This is a genomic window from Nocardia aobensis NBRC 100429 (assembly GCF_000308375.1).
Taxonomy (GTDB): Bacteria; Actinomycetota; Actinomycetes; order Mycobacteriales; family Mycobacteriaceae; genus Nocardia; species Nocardia aobensis.
Genome location: NZ_BAFQ01000290.1, coordinates 1 through 18,461, shown reverse-complemented (window position 1 = coordinate 18,461; position 18,461 = coordinate 1). Strand labels below are relative to the sequence as shown.

15 protein-coding genes are annotated in these 18,461 nt (G+C 69.1%); 13 read left to right on the top strand and 2 right to left on the bottom strand.

Going from position 1 to position 18,461, the window contains the following annotated elements; all coding sequences use genetic code 11:
• Positions 1-10 precede the first annotated feature (10 nt).
• From RJ03_RS31325 to RJ03_RS35405, 3 genes are read left to right on the top strand one after another with little or no spacing between them, the layout of a single operon-like run.
• Positions 11-2,584 (top strand): hypothetical protein, encoded by a 2,574-nt coding sequence (locus RJ03_RS31325; RefSeq protein WP_051025495.1) that lies wholly within the window; start codon positions 11-13, stop codon positions 2,582-2,584.
• A 48-nt stretch (positions 2,585-2,632) separates the two neighbouring features.
• Positions 2,633-3,469, top strand: coding sequence for an NlpC/P60 family protein (locus RJ03_RS37575; RefSeq protein ID WP_157163556.1), 837 nt, complete (start codon positions 2,633-2,635; stop codon positions 3,467-3,469).
• Positions 3,466-4,953 carry a C40 family peptidase gene (locus tag RJ03_RS35405; RefSeq protein WP_051025494.1) on the top strand — a complete coding sequence of 496 codons (1,488 nt, stop codon included), beginning with the start codon at positions 3,466-3,468 and terminating at the stop codon, positions 4,951-4,953. Before RJ03_RS37575 ends, RJ03_RS35405 begins: the two co-directional genes overlap by 4 nt.
• A gap of 12 nt (positions 4,954-4,965) precedes the next feature.
• Here the strand turns inward: RJ03_RS35405 and RJ03_RS31310 are convergent, their stop codons facing one another.
• Together RJ03_RS31310 and RJ03_RS35400 are read right to left on the bottom strand one after the other, a co-directional pair.
• Positions 4,966-5,898: a lytic transglycosylase domain-containing protein gene (locus tag RJ03_RS31310; RefSeq protein ID WP_036509674.1), complete on the bottom strand. Its 933-nt coding sequence runs from the start codon at positions 5,896-5,898 to the stop codon at positions 4,966-4,968.
• A 257-nt stretch (positions 5,899-6,155) separates the two neighbouring features.
• Positions 6,156-7,160, bottom strand: coding sequence for a DUF4226 domain-containing protein (locus RJ03_RS35400; protein WP_167332035.1), 1,005 nt, complete (start codon positions 7,158-7,160; stop codon positions 6,156-6,158).
• On the opposite strand from RJ03_RS35400, the gene RJ03_RS37570 reads away from it, so the two are divergent.
• The 10 genes from RJ03_RS37570 (at position 7,144) to RJ03_RS35395 (ending at position 18,316) form a co-directional block, all read left to right on the top strand.
• On the top strand, positions 7,144-7,764 hold the full coding sequence (locus RJ03_RS37570; RefSeq protein WP_167332034.1) for a hypothetical protein: 621 nt from the start codon (positions 7,144-7,146) through the stop codon (positions 7,762-7,764). The genes RJ03_RS35400 and RJ03_RS37570 overlap by 17 nt on opposite strands.
• A gap of 141 nt (positions 7,765-7,905) precedes the next feature.
• Positions 7,906-8,487 carry a hypothetical protein gene (locus RJ03_RS31295; RefSeq protein ID WP_036509615.1) on the top strand — a complete coding sequence of 194 codons (582 nt, stop codon included), beginning with the start codon at positions 7,906-7,908 and terminating at the stop codon, positions 8,485-8,487.
• 132 nt (positions 8,488-8,619) lie between these two features.
• Positions 8,620-10,227 (top strand): hypothetical protein, encoded by a 1,608-nt coding sequence (locus RJ03_RS31290; RefSeq protein ID WP_157163553.1) that lies wholly within the window; start codon positions 8,620-8,622, stop codon positions 10,225-10,227.
• A gap of 23 nt (positions 10,228-10,250) precedes the next feature.
• The gene (locus tag RJ03_RS31285; RefSeq protein WP_036509611.1) at positions 10,251-11,780 is read left to right on the top strand and encodes a PE domain-containing protein; all 1,530 of its coding nucleotides are present in this window, start codon (positions 10,251-10,253) and stop codon (positions 11,778-11,780) included.
• A complete protein-coding gene (locus RJ03_RS31280) occupies positions 11,777-12,124 on the top strand; it encodes a YbaB/EbfC family nucleoid-associated protein (RefSeq protein WP_036509609.1) in 348 nt (115 codons plus the stop codon). Before RJ03_RS31285 ends, RJ03_RS31280 begins: the two co-directional genes overlap by 4 nt.
• Positions 12,121-12,873, top strand: coding sequence for a hypothetical protein (locus tag RJ03_RS31275; protein ID WP_063820483.1), 753 nt, complete (start codon positions 12,121-12,123; stop codon positions 12,871-12,873). The genes RJ03_RS31280 and RJ03_RS31275 overlap by 4 nt, the downstream gene beginning before the upstream one ends.
• Positions 12,874-12,900: 27 nt before the next feature.
• A complete protein-coding gene (locus RJ03_RS31270; RefSeq protein ID WP_036509607.1) occupies positions 12,901-13,251 on the top strand; it encodes a hypothetical protein in 351 nt (116 codons plus the stop codon).
• Positions 13,252-13,284: 33 nt separating this feature from the next.
• Complete coding sequence (locus RJ03_RS31265; protein WP_036509604.1) at positions 13,285-13,590, top strand: hypothetical protein; 306 nt, start codon at positions 13,285-13,287, stop codon at positions 13,588-13,590.
• Between the two features lie 5 nt (positions 13,591-13,595).
• On the top strand, positions 13,596-16,262 hold the full coding sequence (locus tag RJ03_RS31260; protein WP_036509601.1) for a hypothetical protein: 2,667 nt from the start codon (positions 13,596-13,598) through the stop codon (positions 16,260-16,262).
• A gap of 98 nt (positions 16,263-16,360) precedes the next feature.
• Positions 16,361-18,316: a type VII secretion target gene (locus tag RJ03_RS35395; protein ID WP_083871465.1), complete on the top strand. Its 1,956-nt coding sequence runs from the start codon at positions 16,361-16,363 to the stop codon at positions 18,314-18,316.
• Positions 18,317-18,461: the final 145 nt, after the last annotated feature.

Genomic DNA, 18,461 nt, shown 5'->3' with positions numbered 1-18,461 from the left:
GGAAGTCCGGATGAGTACCTCTAGCACCGCCTCCGACCGCCGTCGCGGTCCGCGACTATTCGAGAACGGTCCCCGCCTGTTCGACGCCTCCCGGGCACTCGAGTTCTGGGACGCCGAACAGTGGCAACCGCGCGTGGTCGCCCGTCGCTGCTGGCGCCGGCTGACCTCGACCCGGCGGCGCCGGTGGATCACCTGGTCGGCGATCGTCGCGGTGGTCTTCCTGGTCGTCCCGATGGTCGTCGGGGCGGTCGCCACCGCGGCCGTCGAGACCGAGACCGAGGGGCCGGGCGGCAACAGCGCGCTGGGCTGGACGAAAGTCCGTGACTCCCATGGTGTTTCGCTCGCCGATTACGTCTACGCGACCAACCACGGCGGCATCCTGCACCCCGGCAACACCGGGCTGGCGATCGTGCTCGGCCTGCTGTTCGCCTTCTTCATGGTGCTGGTCACGCTGCCGACCTGGATGGTCGGCTGGGTGCTCGACTTCGGCTGGTTGAATGTGTTCAGCGCGCCGTTGAACGGGGTGGCGCACGCCCTGTCCGGGCAGCTGGCGACGCCGATCATGCTGGCGACCTTCGCCTCCATCGGTGCCCTCATCGCCGCCTACTTCCTCCAGCGCGGTTTTCACGCCAAGGCCGTGGTCCAGGTACTGACGATGCTCGTGGTCGCGGTGATCGGGCCGGTCTATCTATCCGATCCGCTCGGTGAGGTGCTGTCCTCCCACGGGCTGCTGGCCGAGGGTCGCAATGTCGGACTGTCGGTGTCGGCGGGTTTGAACGGCAACAGCAATCCCGATCCGTCCGCCATGGTGCCGACCCTGCAGGAGGATATGGCCGACAATTTCGCGCGCCGCCCGTTGCAGGTGTGGAATTTCGGGCATGTCGTCGACGATCGGCCCGGATGCGCGGCGGCCTGGTCGGCCGGAGTGCGGTCGGGAAGCGAAGGCAAGATCAAGGACGGGATGAAGTCGTGCGGGGACCAGGCGGCCGCCCGCGCCGCCGACAACCCGAGCTTCGGGCAGATCGGCGCCGGTCTGCTGCTGCTGATCACCGCGACGATCCTGCTCATCTTCGCCGCCTATCTGTCGCTCAAGATCATCTGGTCGGCCCTGGACTCGGTGTACTGGGGAATCATGACGATCTTCGGATTCGCCGGTGGCGGACTGGTTTACGGTCCGACCCAGACGTTCACCGTGCGCGCGGTCGTGCACGGCATGATGTCCGCGGTGCGCATGTGCGTGCAGATCATCGCGCTCGGGGTCTATCTGCTGTTCTTCGGAGATCTGTTCCGGCAGGCCAAGGGGCAGGAGATGTCGGTGTTCGTCATCGGCGCCATCGTGATGATCGTGGGCTTCCTCCAGTTCAAGCGGCTGACCGCCAGCCTGGACAGCGGAAACGAATGGGTGGCCAACAGATTCGCGCTGGCCATCCAGAACCCGGGCCGAGGCGGCGGTGGCGGCGGTGGTGGCGGGGGCCATGCGCTGGGGATGGGCGAGATGGGCGCGCACCACAAGTTGGGCAGCGGAACGATGATGGCCGTCATGGCCGGCGCGAGCACCATCTCGAACTCGCCTCTGACCGAATGGTTGCTCGGCGCCCTTCCGGGCGGCTTTCACCCGCAGTCGCGAATGAAGAAATTGATGGCCGAAGCGCAGGCCGGCGCGTGGGTGGACGAGAAGCGATTCGGCGGTTCGCGGGGCTGGTACGTCCAGTCCATGGCGAAGTGGGAGGCCTTGAGCCGGGAGGCGCGCAAAGGCGCGCGCGCGTACGGGGGTTCCCGGGGAATCGAATCCGTTCGCGGGATGGCCGGCGCGATTCAGGGTGTACTGGATGCGGACGGTGGTATCGCCGACTCGCACGGCGCGATGCTCGGTGCGGGGCTGAAGAACGACAGACTGGGCCACATCGTCGGGCGGTCCCGGAAGATAATCGCCGACAACGCCAGCAGTGAGAGTGTGGCGGACAAGGACCTCAGCCTGCTGGTCGCCGCGCTGCGCCGGACCCAGAACTCGGCGCGTCTGCTCGTCAACGGGAAGGGCGATGCGGTGGAAACCGCGGCCGATTTCGCGAATTTGGAACAGGCATCGCGCACGTTCCGGCGGATCAAGCGCGGCGGTGTCGCCTTGGACGGCGGGGCGGCATCAGGCGTCGAGCGGGATTTCGTCAACGACTACATGCTGAACCCCACGAAAGAAAAGATGGTGGCACTGCAGGCTGTTATCGATGGTGACGACCTCGGTGCGGGGGCTCTCGCCACCAACAGAGCTGCTCAGCACCTGCAGAGCGTGGGAATCGACGGAACTACCAGGCTGTCTCGCGAACGTGCGGCTCGAATGAGCCAGTGGATCGGCAACGAGCACGCCAAACTCATCCAGAAATCGACCGAACATCTGATGGAGGATGTGACCGATGCCGATCGGATCAGGGACCTCAGGACGCTGGTCTTCGACGCGGTGAATACCGACCACTGGGCCAGCGGTGCGCAGGGAACTCCTTGGAACTCGGTGGCCCCGAAGGGCCAGAACAACGCCAACCCCAACTGGCAGAGCCGAATGGCCGAGGTCGCGAGATATCTGCAGCCGTAGGACGAGGTCGGAAGGTACGCAATGCTGGGTCGGTTCATACTCCTTTCGTTGATTCCGGCGTGGGTGTGGATTGGGCTGCTCGCGGTAGCGGCACTGTTCGGATTGGCCACCGTGCTGGTGGTCGCCACCGACAGTTCCGGCTCGGCGGCCTCGGCGGATTTCCGGTACCAGTGCGACAGTGCGCTGGGACCGGACGAGGAGAGCACCCCCGACACCGGCACGGGCATCGGAACCACCGAAACGATTCAGCCGTCGGATATTCCGACCACCAACCCCTTCGCCGAACTCACCATCGCCCCCGACGATTCCGAGGTGTCGGGGTGGGAGCGCGATTGCCTGACGGCGATGCAGTCCGCGCCGTACCAATTGCCGGCGCTGCGAACGACCAATGCCGGTGCCGCGGTCGATTGTGCTCGTCAGGTCGCGCTGGCGCAGGTGGGGCAGTCGATGACGGCGGCCGTGCTGGCGAAGAACGTGATCTACCAGGCGTCGGCGGTGTGGACCACCGGCCGATGCGGGTTGCTGGGCGCGGCGCCCGGTGATCCCGCCGCGAGCGCGGGGCGGGCGGGTGCGGAATCCGCGCCGTCGGCCGGCGGTTGCGGGCGGTCCGCGCAGAGCCCCGGCGCCGATGTCTCCTCGGTCGTCGTTTTGCCGGATACCGTTGCCGCACAGGGGCTGTGCGGGCAGCGGGTCGAAACGGACCGCGTGTCGGCCGGGGATCTGGTGTTCTGGGACTACCGGTCGCATATGCCGACCAGGGTGGGTATCGCGGTCGGCCCGGCCGCGGTGGTGACCGCCGACCCGATATCCGGCGGCGTGCTGGAGACCGGCATGCCCAGCGGTGCCGGGGTACGAGTGAAACGGGTCCTGGGGAGCGGATCATGACCAGTGCGGAAGTGTGGCATACCGGCCTCGACCCGGTCCCGGAACCGGAGTCGAATGCCGAGCCCGAACACGACGGTGAGAATCCGCCGAGTCCGGGGACGCCGTGGACGAAGCCGGGGCAGCGGAAGCCGGGCGGATCGGGTACGTCGGCACCGCCGGCGCCCGGTTCCGGTGCGGCGCAAGCAGATCCGAGCAAGCAGGCGGCGCCGGGAGAGGGAACGCCCGCCGCTCCGCCGGCTGCCGCTCCGCCGGCCGCCGCCGCACCTGCCGCACCGGCCCCGCCCGCCCCGCCGCCGGCGTCGTCCGGATCGATCCCCTCGGGTGTGGGCGCATCGACGGTGGGAACCGGTGGCCCGGTACAAGCGGCCACGCCCGGTACCGGTGCGGGCGCCGTTCCACCGCAACCGGCGGCCGGACGCGGCGCGGACGGGCACGACGGCGGCGGACTCGATCCGGACGCCATGATGTCGATCCTGCCGGCCGCGATGATGGGCATGAGCATGCTGCCCATGCTCGCCTCGGCGCTGTCCGGCCTCGGTAAGGGCGGCGGCGGAAACGGTTCCGGTACACAGCAATCCGGCTCGGGCGGCACGTTGACCCCCGAGGCGCAGCAGGCGCTCGACGCACTGCAGAAACTCAAGAAGACCTACGGCGACGAGGGGAAGGACCCCACCGGTCCCAACTCCGGCGGCAGCGGAAAACAGCTCGACACCGGCACCGGTTCGGGCAGCAGCGCCGGCAGCGGGAAGACCGCCGCGCAGATCAAGGCACACCAGTTGTTCCAGCGCAATGCGGCCACGGCCTTCAACACCCTCGACAACGACCTGGTCAACTACATGCGCCGGCTGGCCGGCAAGCACAAACTCGACAAGAAGGCCGTCACTCAACTGCTGCGCGATGTCGACACCGAACTCGCCGAACTGGGCTCGGCGGCCTATACCAAGGCCGGGCAGCTGAAGGTGCACGACATCCTCACCAAGGCCCTCGAGAAGGCCACTCGCATCGTCAGTGGCGGCAGCGCGAACTCGAAGGAGGCCGCGGCCGAAATCAACCGGCTCACCACGCAGTACATGTACAACCTGGCCGGCCGGAAATACACCCAGCCGGCCGGTACGACCGCATCGTCGGCCGCGCAGAAGGCCGTCCAGGTGGCCCTGCAGCAGCAGGGCGATCCCTATGTCTGGGGCGCGGAAGGGCCCAATTCGTTCGACTGCTCCGGTTTGACCCAGTACGCGGCCCGGGCAGCGGGTGTGCAGATTCCGCGAGTCGCCTCGGCGCAGTACCGCCAGCTTCCGGAGGTCGCCCCGAACGCCATCCAGCCCGGCGACCTGATCTTCCCGCAGTCGGAGTTCAACAACGGCAATCCCGGTCACGTCATGATGTACATCGGCAACGGCAAGTGCGTCGAGGCCCCGCACACCGGAGCCGTGGTGCGCGTGGTCAATCTGCCCAGCAGTTATCACGCCACTCGCTGGGCGAAGTGAGCGGCCCGGCATTCAGTAGCCGACGTAACCGGTCCCTCGGTGCATGCCCACGATGCCCGGTACTCGATCGACCGATCCGTAGCGATGGATCGCGTACCGGACACCGGCGATGATGTTGTCGACCGGATTCCAGATATCCCGGTGTCCCGGAAGGGCATACGCGTCGAAGGTCGGGTCGATGGTCTGCATCAGGCCCTTGGACGGCGTTCCGGCCGCCGCATTGCTGTCCCAGTTGTTGATCGCGTGCGGATTTCCGGCGGATTCGTGCGCGATGATGGTGGCGATATCGGCCGGATCGATGCGGCTGGTGTCGTAGCCGTTCTGGCGCAGGATTTGCATCGCCTGGTCGATCCATTGACCGACCGCCCCGGCCGGCCGCGTCCCGGGAGGCCCGCCGCTCGCGCCGGCCGCCCGATATACCCGGGTCGGGCGGCCGCCACCGGAGTCCCGGATATAGCGTGCGGCCAGCGCGTTGATCTGCTCGGCGCTGACCGTCGACTGCGCCTGCCCGCCGCGCAGGACCGAACCGGCGCGCTGCAGGGCGGCATCCAGCGCGGCGACCACCTGGCTCTGCGCGGCGGCGCCGGTGCCGACCTTGCCGAGCGCGGTCAGCGCGGCATCGGTCTCGGCGATGATCGCGGCCATCGCCGCCCGCCCCGCCATGGTGTCCTCGACCGTACTTCCGAGAATGCGGCGCAGTTCGGTATTCACCTCGCCCAAGACGCCGGACTCGGCCGAATTCGACTGGCGCACAGCGGAATACTGTGCTCCGGCGCCGCTGTCCCAGGCGATGGGGCCGGTCGGCGCACCGGTGTCGGCGAGGGTCGGCGGCGCTGCGGATCGGCCCGTCTCCGCGCTCGGGACACCCTCACCGAAATGGCCGGCCATCGAATTCAACGTGCTCATCGCGGCCATCGCCAGGGGGCCCGCCGCCCCGGCCAGCATCGCGATATCCGAACCGCCGGCGAGTGACGCGGCCGCCGCGGTGCTCGCGGACGGAACGGCGGCGGGGAGCGCCGGTGAGCTCGGTGGAGCGACAGTGGCGGCCCCGGTGCCCGGCAGCGTCGAGGGAAGACCGCCGCGAGGTCTTGCGGGTGCCGATGCCGGAGATCGGCTCGCGCGCGAGCGTGGTTCGGACGTGGCGATTCCGGTCTGGGGTCCGGCGCCGTCGGCCGGTTCGGCCGAATCTCGTGTCCCGGCCATCAGTAGCCCCGATAGGCTTGCCCGTTGCGAACGGCCACCACACCCGGCACATTGCTGACTGAGCCGTAACGAGAGATCGCGTACCGGACTCCGGCGACGATATTGTCGACGGGGTTGTAGATGTTGCGATGGCCGGGCAGCGCATACGAATTGAACGTCGGGCCGATGGTCTGCATCAGGCCGATCGACGGAGTTCCGTTGGCGGCGTTGCTGTCCCAGTTGTTGGTGGCCGACGGATTACCACCCGATTCGTACTGGATGATGATCGCGATCGCCTGCGGATCTATGCGGCTCGTATCGACTCCGGCGGCGGCCAGCACGCTCAGCGCCTGCTGGATCCACTGTCCGACGGTGCCGCCGACCTTCGTCCCCGATCCGCCCGAGCGTGAAAACCGTTGGCCCGACAGGTTGTACATGTACTGCTTGGTGAGGCGGTTGATCTCGGATGCCGCCTCCTTGGAGTTCGCGCTGCCGCCGCCGACGATGCGAGTGGCCTGTTCGAGCGCCTTGGTCAGAATCCGGTGGACCTGGAGTTGCCCGGTCTTGGTGTAGGCCGCCGATCCGAGCTGGGCGAGCGCGGTATCCACATCGCGCAGCAGCTGGGCGACGGCCTTCTTGTCGATGGTGTGCTTTCCCGCGTGGCGGCGCATGTAGTCGACGAGGTCGTTGTCGAGGGTGTTGAAGGCCGTGGCCGCATTGCGCTGGAACAGTTGATGCGCCTTGATCTGCGCGGCCGTTCTCCCGCTGCCGGCACTGCTGCCCGAACCGGTCCGGGTGTCGAGCTGTTTTCCGCTGCCGCCGGAATCGGGACTCGTCGGCACCTTGCCCTCGTCGCCGTAGGTGTCCTTGAGTTTCCGGAGTGCGTCGAGGGCCTGCTGGGCCTCCGGCGTCAGCCCACCGCTTCCGTTGCCGCCGGTTCCGCCGCTGTTGCCGGATTGCTGTGCGCCCGAACCGTTCTTACCGAGACCGGCGAGGGCGGAGGCGAGCATGGGCAGCATGCTCATGGCGGGCAGCATCGCCGAGGTGAGCGCACTGGGATCGGCCATCCCGCCGTCGTCGGCCGCGCTGTCCTCGGCCCCGCGAGCCGGGGAGCGGGGGGTCACGAGGCCCGAACCGGCAGTGGGCGCCGACGCCGGAACGGCGGAGTTCGTCACGGTCGCCGGCGTAGCCGCCGATTCCGCGGGCGCCGCCCGGCCGGCCGCCCACGGTGACGTCGATGCGGAGGACGCCGGAACCGACGATGCGGCCGGTACCGTGCGCTGGCCGGAAGACTGCTCGGGCCGAATCGAATCCGAGACCGGCGTCGCGGTGTCGGATGCCGCCGGACTGCCGGAGATCGGTGGACCGGAACGCCCCGAGCTCTGCCGCGCGGGCTTGGACCACGGCGTCGGTCTGGCGGATTGGCCGTCGCCGGTTCCGGATTCCGATTCGGCCGGCTCCGGCATGTCGTCGGCTACGGTGGCCTGCCATGTCTCCGCGCTCGTCATCTCGGCTCACCTCGACGCACGGGGCATCGGAACCCGTTGCGCGACAGTCCCGGCCGAGGGCGGTTCACCGCGAAGATTCGTCACTGCGCGCCCTCCTCCCGGACCGTCAGGATCCTCCTGAATCATCCTGACTGGTGCGGCCGCGATGGTCACTTCCCAGTCCTGGGAATCATCGACAATGAAGTCGTCGTGAGTGTCGCAACAACCCAACGTCGCGGCTGTTCGGTTCGAGTCCGGGTGCTCGTCGCAGATAGGTGATCTCATGAGTTTTCTGGGGCTCAGCTTGAAGGACGTGGTCGTCGGTGCGGTCTCCGCGATACCCGTGGTCGGTGCGGTCGCCGGCGCCGCGACGGATGGGATCTGGACGGGCATCGAAACGGGCAGTGTGACCGATGGACTCAAGGCCGCGGCGATCACCGGTGCGCTCGCCGCGGTTCCCGGGGGCAAGATCGGCAGCATGTTCGGCGAGAAGTTGCTCGCCAAGGGTCTGCTGGGCAAGGGCGTCGGGCTGATCGGCAAGATCCCGTTGAAAACCGTCAAGAATGTGGCCGCTCGCGGTGGCGGTAAGGGTCTGCAGAGATCGCTGGGCCGTGCGGTGCTGCGTGGCGCCGGTGGAACTCTCGGCAGCGCGATCTACAACCCGGAAGCCGATGCGGGGGCGCCGAAGATCAAGGCCATTCCGGTCCGTCCGGCGGGTGCGGATCTATCCGGAAATAATTTCCGCGACAGCGCCGCTGCCGCATTGAATTACCAAGGCGGCACCGTGGCGCAACAGCCGGCGGCCGCATCGGGTATTACGCAGCAGCCGGCCCCGGATGCTACGCCGCGCGCGGTCCCAGTGTAGGTGTGACAATAGATGGCAGAAACCTCTACGAAACAGATGCCGCCGCTGTTGGTTCCGGACGACTACGGTGTGAGCCCGCAACCGTATCCTCAGGATGCCCGGTTCAAGCTCCAGCCGGCGACTATCAGTCTCATGGATGTGCAGCTCGTCACGGTCGTGGTCGGGATATGGAAGGCGTACGGTTCGGGCGATATCAAGCAGCTTCCGAAAGCCGACGCCATCCCGCAGGTCAGCCTCAATATGTCCGATCTCCGATCCGACGCGATGAGTAATTACCAACTTCTGGCCTACTCTCTCCGGACTGCGTTCGAAACCATGCTCGATGCACACAACAAGGTCTTCGAGAAGGTCACGAAGACCATCGAGGATCGAGAATCGAGTCAGAACAAGGTCGCGCAATGGATCGAGAAATTCAATACAGCCGCGGCCAGCCCGCCCGATGACAATCAGAATGAAAACGAATACATCATGACCTACGTCTCCACCGGCTTGAAAGAAGGTGAGACGATCATGAACGATGCGAAGAGTAAACAAGACGCCAACGGCGATGGCGTCGAGACCGAGGCGGAGAAGCTGAAAAAGCTGACCGAGCAGGTCAAAACGTTGACGGAGCAGAACAAGTCGCTCCAACAGCAGCTCGCGGCCGCCAAGGGCGGCGGTGGCGGTGGTGGCGGTGGGGGCACCACCTACGATCCCAACCTGCTCGGTGAGCAGGGCAGCACCGGCGGCGACGGTTCCTACACCCCTACGGATTTCGGCCTCGACGGCACCGGCACCGATCAAACCGGTACCGGCACCGGCGGTTCGCTCACCGACGGATTGTCCACCGGCTCGAATTCGGCGTCGGATCCCAGCGGGCTGGGCACCGGTTCGTCGAGCGGTACGAGCCCGATCTCGGCCACTCCGGCCAGTATGACCTCACCGGATTCCGGAATGAGCTCTCTCGGTTCGGGAATGGGCTCGGGCATGGGTGGTATGGGCGACATGATGAGTCAGATGCTGCCGATGCTCGCTCAGATGCAGATGATGCGCCAGATGCAGGATCAGGGGCTCAACGGTCGCAACGGCGGAATGCAGCCGATGTATCCGCAGCAGCCCGTGGTCTCGGCGCAACCGGCGGCCGCGACTCCGCAGCAGACTCAGCCGGCCGCGTCGCCCGCATCCGCGACCGCGCAGTCCGATGCGGCGCCGAAGGGAGCGTCGTCCTCGCAGAGCCAGCAGGCCGGTGCGGTGCCACCGGGACGTACCCCCGGGGCCGACGGCACCGTCGAATACCCGTTCCCCGACGGGCGCACGCAGAAGGTGTCGCTCATCGTGGCGCAGGCGCTCGACGCGGCGTTCGGCAATCACGGCGGTACCGACGCGCAGAAGGCGTACGAGAAGACGACCGCGAAGTGGAGCGACAACAAGCAGATCGGCGATCACATCGATCCCAACCAGCTGATGACCGGCGACGTCGGTGTCTGGGAGAAGACCACCGCCGTGCTCGTGGTGTTCGGGTCCGGCACCGACGGCACCATCGAAGCGATCATCGACGGCGAACTGCAGAAGCTGGACTCCGACAAGATGGACACGATGTCCGGAAAGGCCGGGGAATTCGGCACATTCACCGAATTCCAGCATCCGCGCGGTATCGAGGCCACGGCCCCCGACCACCAAGCGGATGCGGCGCCGGGGATGCCGATGCCCGGAGATCAGCAGGGTGGGGTGTTGTCGGCCGCGGTCGGGACGCCGACCTGAGGCTGTGGTGAGAGGAGGCAGGTGTGGCGTTACAGGTCGATCCGACCGAACTCGCCGCCGCGGCGGCGGCACTGGCCGAGCTGGCGCGAGGCACCGGTGCGTCGATGCCCACGGGCTGGGTGCTGCCCGCGGGTAGCGATCCCATTTCCGCACAGGCGGTTCCGCAGCTCAACACCCATGCTGCCAGCCTCATGAACGGGATGGCGGGCATTCTGCACGAGGTGCACCGGACGGCGCACAAGATCGGCGAGGCCGCGCAGCGCTACACCGACGCCGACGACGAGGGCGCACGCGTCATCGGCGGCCCCGGTGGGGAGGTGCTGGCGAATCCGGTGTCCGACATCGATCCGCCGGCGCTGCGCCGCCCGCCGAGTTTCGGCCTGCCCACCTCGGGGGGTGCGGTGGATCCGCTGACCTTCGCCCAGCAGCTCCGGGCGGGACCCGGTACCGGACCGGCCACCCAATTCGTCTCCGACCTCCGGAACTATCTGGGCACCACGCATGCGGCGGCCCTGACCGGTGTCGACGGCGCCGCTTCCGTCATGCAGCACTGGACACCGGTCGGCTCCGACGCCGCCGCGCGGCTGGGCCGCCATCGCACGTGGCTGGATACGCTCGGCTCCACGCTCGGCAAACTCGCCGACGGAATCGACACGTACACCAAGGCTTTCGACACCGCGAAAGCCAAACACCCCACCCCGGAGGAGATCATTGCCGCTCGCAAGGAACTGGTGCGGTCCATGCGTTCGAAGAATCAACTCGGAATCCAGGCCGCGCTGGCGAAATTCCAGGAGCAGAACGCCCGGTCGGCGGAGACGATCGGCTCCTACTACTCGACGGTGGGTGTCGAGCAGGCCCAGAATGCCGGAGATTCCGAAACCGGAACGGCGGCATCGACATCCGGGCAGTCCAACGGTTCGGGCGACAGCAGCCAGATGATGAGCACGCTCGCCTCGATGCTGCCGACGGTGATGAGTGGCATGATGGCCGCCGGCATGCCGATGATGGGCATGAACCAATCGAACGATCTCGGCACCGGCTCCCTCGACGACTACGGCTACGGCGATTACGGATACGACACCGGCGGGGGCGATTACGGGTATTCCGGCGGTGGCGGCGGCGTCGGCGCGGACGTGACTCCGATCGGCGACCTCACGAGCGCGATCGGTTCGGCGACGTCCTCGCCCGTCGCGGTCGGGCCGATGCCCACGGTGGGATCGGTCACGGGAGCGGTCAGCAGTGCGTCGTCGAATCTGCCGCGGACGCCGGTCATCGAATCGCTGCAGAATTCGGCCGGGACGGCGGCGCGCGCGGCCGGCACCGGTTCGCCGATGATGCCGTACATGCCGATGTCTCCCGGCATGGGCGGCGGCGGTGCGAACAACGAGCGCAATCGGGTGGTGGCCTGGCATCCCGATCGCCTGATGTACGTCGACGACACGCCGCATACCGACGCCGTGATCGGTGAGAAGCCCACCATCGCGCCGACCGTGACACCGGCGACACCAGGACCGGCCAACCAGGCTCCGACGCAAACCGGAGGTTCCGCATGAGTGATATCCATCCCGAGGTGCAGGCGGCCCTGGACGCCGCGCGCGACCTCCGGCACAAGATCGCCGACCTGCGCGAGAAGATCGATGCCATCCGCGCCCGCCGGCCCTCGCCGAGCGGCGCGGTCATTCCCGAGGTCGACGCGATGGGTCGGCTCACCGATCTGTATCTGGCACCGGGCACCGTGGACCGGTTCGAGTCGCACGAGCTGGTCGCGGAGATCATCGCCGCGATCCGGGAGAGCAGTGCCGACGCCGGTCGCCAGTACGAGCTGCTGATGTCGCAGGATCCCTGGGGAGACGCCTCGGACGCATCGGAACCCGCTGTGCCGGAGCAGGTTTCGTGACCGATCCGGGAGGTGTGACCGTCGCCGACACCGTGCGCTGGCTGCACGGTGAGGGTCTGGTGCGATTGGCCGGACTGGCCGAGCGGACACCCGATCTGCTGGCCGCCTACACGATCGACGTGGCCACGGGGACGGTCAACGCCTATCCGGTCACCGGGGCCGGCGCGGGGTCGGCCGCCATGACCTTCGCCGCCGACGATCTGCCCGATCCGGTGGGCACCGCGCGCCGGCTGGTCGTCGTCGGCGTCACCAGCTCGCAGGCGGTACTGGTGGTGGATCTGGCGGCGTCGCTGGCGATTTCGATCACCGCCGCGCGTCCCGAGCCGGCCGCGCGCTCCTGGGTGCTGCAGTTGCTGCTGAATCCGGAGGTGACCATCACCACCAACAGCGCCGAGCTGACACCGGCCTCGGACCCGCGCTGCCGCACCAGTTTCATACCGGGCAGCAGCGCCACGATCGTCAACGTCGACGATATGCAGCCGCCGCTGACGACGATCACGCTGAACCCGGCCACCGACGGCCCGGACCACTTGGATGTCGGACCGGACGGCACCGGGGAAATGTATCTGGGTACGAGATTCTGGCAGCTGCACCAGGTCATGACCGTCGGCGACGAGGCGTGGTCGGCCATCGCCGCCCGGCTGTCGGGCACGGCCGACGATGCGGTCGCCTCCGGGCAACCGCCCGGCCCCGCCGTTTCCGCGCCGCCCGGGCGGGTGTCCGCTCCGGGCATCGTCACAGGTCCATAGCTTCGCATCAACGACAGGAGTCCGACCATGTCCGATTACGACGACTACGACGAGGACGAACTCGCTCCGCCCGCACCGGATTGGCAGAACCGCGTCTACGAGGTGTTCAACCCCGATCACACCGTCGGCGTCGCGTGCGATCGCGACGGTGAGGTCGTCGGACTGCATCTCACCGACGACGCGCGCGAGAACGGCGATACCTGGCTGGCCGCCGAGATCCTGCGACTGGCCCGGCTCGCGCATACGAAATCGCGGGTGGGCCTGCGTTCGGAGATGGAGTACAACGGCACCCGGCCGTACACGATCGACTCGTTCGATCTGCCCACCGAATCCTCCTACCGTGCCATGGAGATCGCCGAATTCGGCACCAATTCCTGACCAGCGCAGTCACTTTCGAGACAGGTCCCCGCCATGTTGGATATCGACGATCCCGATGACGTCATCGCCGTCTCGGGTCAGGTCGCAGCGGCCAAAATATCGTTCGCCGACCAGGTCGGCGCCACCACCGGCGGCTGGACCGTCGACGAGCGCCCGGCAGCACCGCTCGACTTCCGCTTGAAGGGCGTCTTCGATCAGGTCACCGGCTGGTTCGAGACCGCCGCCACGGACTTGCGCGGCCGGACCCACGCCACCCATACCCGCGCCCACGGCACCGCGACGGGCCTGAAGAACGCCGATATCGACGGCGGCGGACACGTACGGTCCGAATCGGTCTGATCCGCATGAACCCGGAGCGCGAAAGCCCGTACTGGAAGGCCATCGTCAGGGACAACTGGCCGGAGATCTCTCCGCGCGCCTGGGGCCGACTGGAGGCGCTGGCGCGCGAGGGAGCCGAGGCGCTGGATCCGGCGGAGGCCGATCGCATGCGGCGCGCCTTCGACGATCGGGTCCGCTCCAGCGCGAGCCTGCAGCCGATCAAGGACGAGCTGCTGGCGCAGCAGGGCACACTGCGCGGGTTCGTCGACGCGCTGGTCGCCGCGGCCGATACCTTCGGGCAGATGTCGAGTCTGGTCGACCGCACCCGCGACCGGATCCTCAACGCCGTCGACGGCGCATTGCGCAAGATTCGCGCGGCGCGGGCAGCCGCGGCGGCGGCGCGGGAGAAGGAAGAGGAAGCCGGCGGGGACGGTAGCGAGGCGGACGCACGCCTCCAACGCGATATCCGGAGGATCCTCGCCGAGGCTCGCGCCGAGGTGGACGATATCGCGGCGGCGGCGCTGCGCGAGGTCGGTCCGCAGGGTCTGCCGGAATTGGCGGCGATCGCGGCGGCGCTGGGGCAGCCGGGGCCGTGGCGTGGCGGGCAGGAGGGCTCCGACGGCCCGGGTGGCGGGCCGAGATACCGCTCGCCTCGTGCGGGAAGCGACGGTCCGGGTGGGCCCGGGACGCACGGCGTTCGGTCGCTGCCCCGGGGATTGCCGCCGTCGGGCGGACCGTTCGTCCCGCATCTGCCGAGTCTGCAGGATCTGCGGGATCTCCTGCGGCCCAACGGACAACTGCCGATGTCGCGGCTTCCGGGCTGGGACGTCGTCTCACCCGATCACGCGGAACCGAGCGCCGGCCACGCGCCCGCACCGGATGACGGGACGCCTGCCGGGCCCGCCGTACAGGTGCAGCCGGGCTCCGGTCCGGCGCCGCAGGCCGCGCCGGTGGGCGGCGGCCGCGCGATCGGGCCGATGTCGGCGCCGCAGGCCGACGGCGGGCCCCCGGCGGCCCAGGTAGTGGCGCCGGAGCATCCGGCGATGGACGCGCCACCCTCGGCGCATTCGGATACCAGTGCGGCACAAACTGTTTCCCACCACGACAGCGACGGCGGCGACAGTCCGGCCGGTGACAGTCGCGCCGGCACCGGCGATTCCGGTGATGAGCGGCGGACCGGCGAATCGGGCGCGCCGGATGTCGCGATCGGGTCCGGTCGCCGCACCGATGACACGGCCGGAGCGGACGGGCCGCCATCGTGGGGTGTGGCGGCGGGTGTGGCGGCGCAGATGTCGATGTTCACACCACAACAACCCGGCTTCGCGCCGGACCGGTCGCCGGGCGCGAACGCGCCCGCCGCCGCGGGGCCGACGGCGGACCCGCGGGCGACATCCGCGCCGGATTACCGGAATTCGGTTGCGGCGCCACGGGTTACGCCAGCACCCGGCGGGCCGACCGGGTCGGTTCCCGGTGTATCCGCGCCCGGCGTCACGGCGCCGCCGGCCACCGGGCCCGCGAAGGGCCATCCGCCGGGCCGCCACACCGGGGAGGCGGGCGCCGGTGCCCACAAGGCCACCGGCGATCACAAGTCGCCCGGTGCTCACGAGCCGGGCTCCGGCAAGGAGGAGACGACCGCCGGCAGCGGCGACCTGGTTCGCGATGCGGTCGGCGCCGCGATGGCGGCCGCGGCGGCACCCACCTTCATGCTGGGGAAACGGGTCGACGGCGATCTGGTCCTGGCACGCAGCCTGCTCGCGAGTCTGCTCGCCGCCGGTGGCCCACCCGCTGTCGGTATCGAGTGGGCGGTGTCGATCATGCGCCACGACGGTGGCGTGAGCGCGTTCGTCACGTCCAACGACGGCCGGGGCTGGTTGCCGCCCGGTGTCTTCCTGCCCCGCGAACTGTCGACACCGTGGGTGTGGTCGGTGGCCGAGGGGCCGGCCTGGGAGGGTCTGGCCGATCCGGCCCGGGTACTCGCCGAATTCGCGCTGAGCTGGGGGCGGCGCACCGGGGCCCGGCTGTCGGCGCTGGTGTCGTCGGCGCCCTTCGACGAGTTGCTGGCCCGGCAGTTGGGCGAGGTCGCGCTCGAGGGGTCGGTCGAGCCCGGGGTGACCATGGATTTCTCCACTCCCGCACCGGGTTTGGCCGACCGCCTGGAGTTGGTGACCGCGCCGCCGGTCCTCGAACGGGTCGCCGCGATCCCCGCGGACCGGATCGGCAGCCGGGGGCTGGACTTCGCCTACGACGCGCATCAGCGGCTCGCGGTGTCGGGTCCCGATCCGTTCGCCTCCCTGGGCGCCGCCGAACTCCGCCAGCGCATCATGCAGACGATCCTGCAGGGCGGTCCGGTGCAGGCGCAGTGGTGGGAGCAACTGTTCGACGCCGATCAACTCCTGGCGGCCTCCATGCTGCCGCTGCTGGCGGACGTCTCGCGAGTTCCTTTGGGGGAGTTGCGTTCCGAGCATTCCACGGGTCGATCCGCCACCGATTCGGCCACCCTGCGGCTGTCGGTCGCGCAACGCCGCTGCAACGAAATGGTCCTGCTGATGTCGGGGGAGCCGTCCCGGCAGCGGCTGCGCGACATCGTCTACGCACACGGGCAGGTGGCGGAATATCTGGCGGCCGTCCCGGTCGGCACGATCACGCCCGAACCGGTGCGCCGCCCGACGATCACCGCGCCGCCGCCTCGGTAGTGCACACGATGGCGTGCCGGGCCTCGCCGCCGCGTCCTTCCCGCGAATGGGAAGGCTCGACAATGAGGACGTCACCGGTGGGAAGGATCTGATTCGGCATGTCGGGCAGCATGGAAGTCGACCCTGCGGTCTTACTCGATTTGGCCCTTCAGCACGACCGGGTCGCCGAAGACACCTTGGAATGGGCCAAACCTCCCACCGACTGGCTGCGGGAATTCCCCAACACCTACGGCCATATCGCGGACCCGGTACTCGGCGCCCTGCAGGACTACTACCAGGCGCGACAGAACGCGGGTATCGCACTGGCCAAGGAACACCGGGATACCGCGGCCAAATTGCGTGCGGCCGCCGCTGCCTTCGAACGCAGCGACGAGGACGGCGCGGCGAACATCCGCCGGTACGACGACACGAACGGATCCGGCAGCACGCCCTACCAGCAATCGCCCTCCCTGCCCGGTCCGGGCACCCAGGCACCCACCGGACCGCAGGTCGGCGCGCCGGGCTCCGGGCCCGCCGATGCCGGCGCCCACACGCCCGGTGACACCGGTGCCGACACCCCGGTGGGCGTCGCGCCGGGCGCAGCACCCGGAACATCGTCGGCCGCACCGGATTCGACCGGCGCCACACCCGGAACGGCGCCGGTGGGTGCGGGCACAGGCACGGGCACGGGTACCGGCCCGTCCGCCGCCGGGGGTCCGGCCGGACCGGGCGGTGGTCCCGCCGGCCCGCCGTCCGGCCCGCTGGGCACGACGCCGCCGTCCGGTGTGGTACCTCCCGGTGGTCCGGCCGGCCCGCCGTCCGGTTTCGGCCCCGACGAGCGCGGGCAGGGGCCGAACGGCACCACCGCCGCCGGGGATCTGCCGCCGGTTCCGGTGCCGACCCCGTTCGCGGCCGCCGTCGCCAAGGCCAAGGACGCCGAGGCCGAACCGGCCTATGTCGTCGGCGACGCCGTGGACAACGATCTGCTGATCGCCCGCACCCTGCTGGGTGCGGTGCTGGCGGCGGTGGATTCGTCCGTGCTGGGCCTGCACTGGGCCGTCGCGGTGCTGCGAGGCCCCGCCGGCGCCGGCGTGTTCATCACCTCCAACGAGGGCCGCGGCTGGTTCCCGGCCGGGCTGTATCTGCCGCGCGAGGTGTCCTCGCCGTGGATCTGGGACGACGTGCTCGCAGACGGTTCCGGCGATCCGGCATCGCCGTGGGAAGGCGTCTCGGATCCGGCGCGGGTGCTGGCGGAATTCGGTCTGGCGTGGGGCCGCAAGGCCGGTGCGGAGCTGACCGCGCTGGTCTCGTCCGGATCGATCGACCACGGACTGCGGCAGCGGTTCCCGAGTGTGGCCATGCAGGATCTGGTCGGCCCCTCCTACGATGTCGATCTGCGCGTGTTCACTCCCGACACCGCCGACCGGCTGGCCCTCGCCGGCTCCGGCGAAGCCCTGGAACACGTTGCGGCCGTGCCGGATGCGCAGATCCGCGCGCACTGTGAGGAACTGGCCGCCGAGGCCCACCGGTTGGTCGCCGGCAGTGCTCCCGGCGGCCCCGACGCGGCGCAGTCGCGCGGCATCCGGGACCGGATCCTGTCCGCGCTCGGGTCCGGCCGCCCGATCCCAGCCTCCTGGTGGGAAGAACTGCGCGATGCCGACGATCTGCTCACCGCGGCCATGCTGCCGCACCGGGTCGACGTCGGACGGGTCGACGTCGGCGAATTGCGGGTCGACGACGAGGCCGCGGCGTTGCGCGCCCTCGTGTTCGAACGTCGCTGCAACGAACTGGTTCTGCTGCTGGCCGGCGAGGCCTCGCGCCAGCAATTGCGCGACGCGGTCTATGCCCACGAGCAGATCGTGAAGCATCCGCGCTTCGTCCCCGCCCCGGCCGCGGTGTCCACCGGCGTGGACGAACGGGTTTCGCGCCCGGCGGCGTCGAGCGGCTCGGTTGCCGCCCCCGTCGCGCAGGTCGCGCCTCCCACGGTATCGGCACCGCCGACGGCCGGCGGGCCGCCGCCCGGTGCGGTCTCGGCTCCGGACGCCTCCGCACCCGATGTGACCGGACGCCCCTGAAAAAGCGGTGCCGGTGGGCGATTCGCTCGCCGACCGGCACCGCTCGGGTAACTCGCCGGGTTTGTCGCGCGTTATGGCGCGACTTCGCTCGCGTTCTCCGGCTCCTCCGGCGTCGCGGCATTCGGGGCGGCCGCGGCGGTCGGTG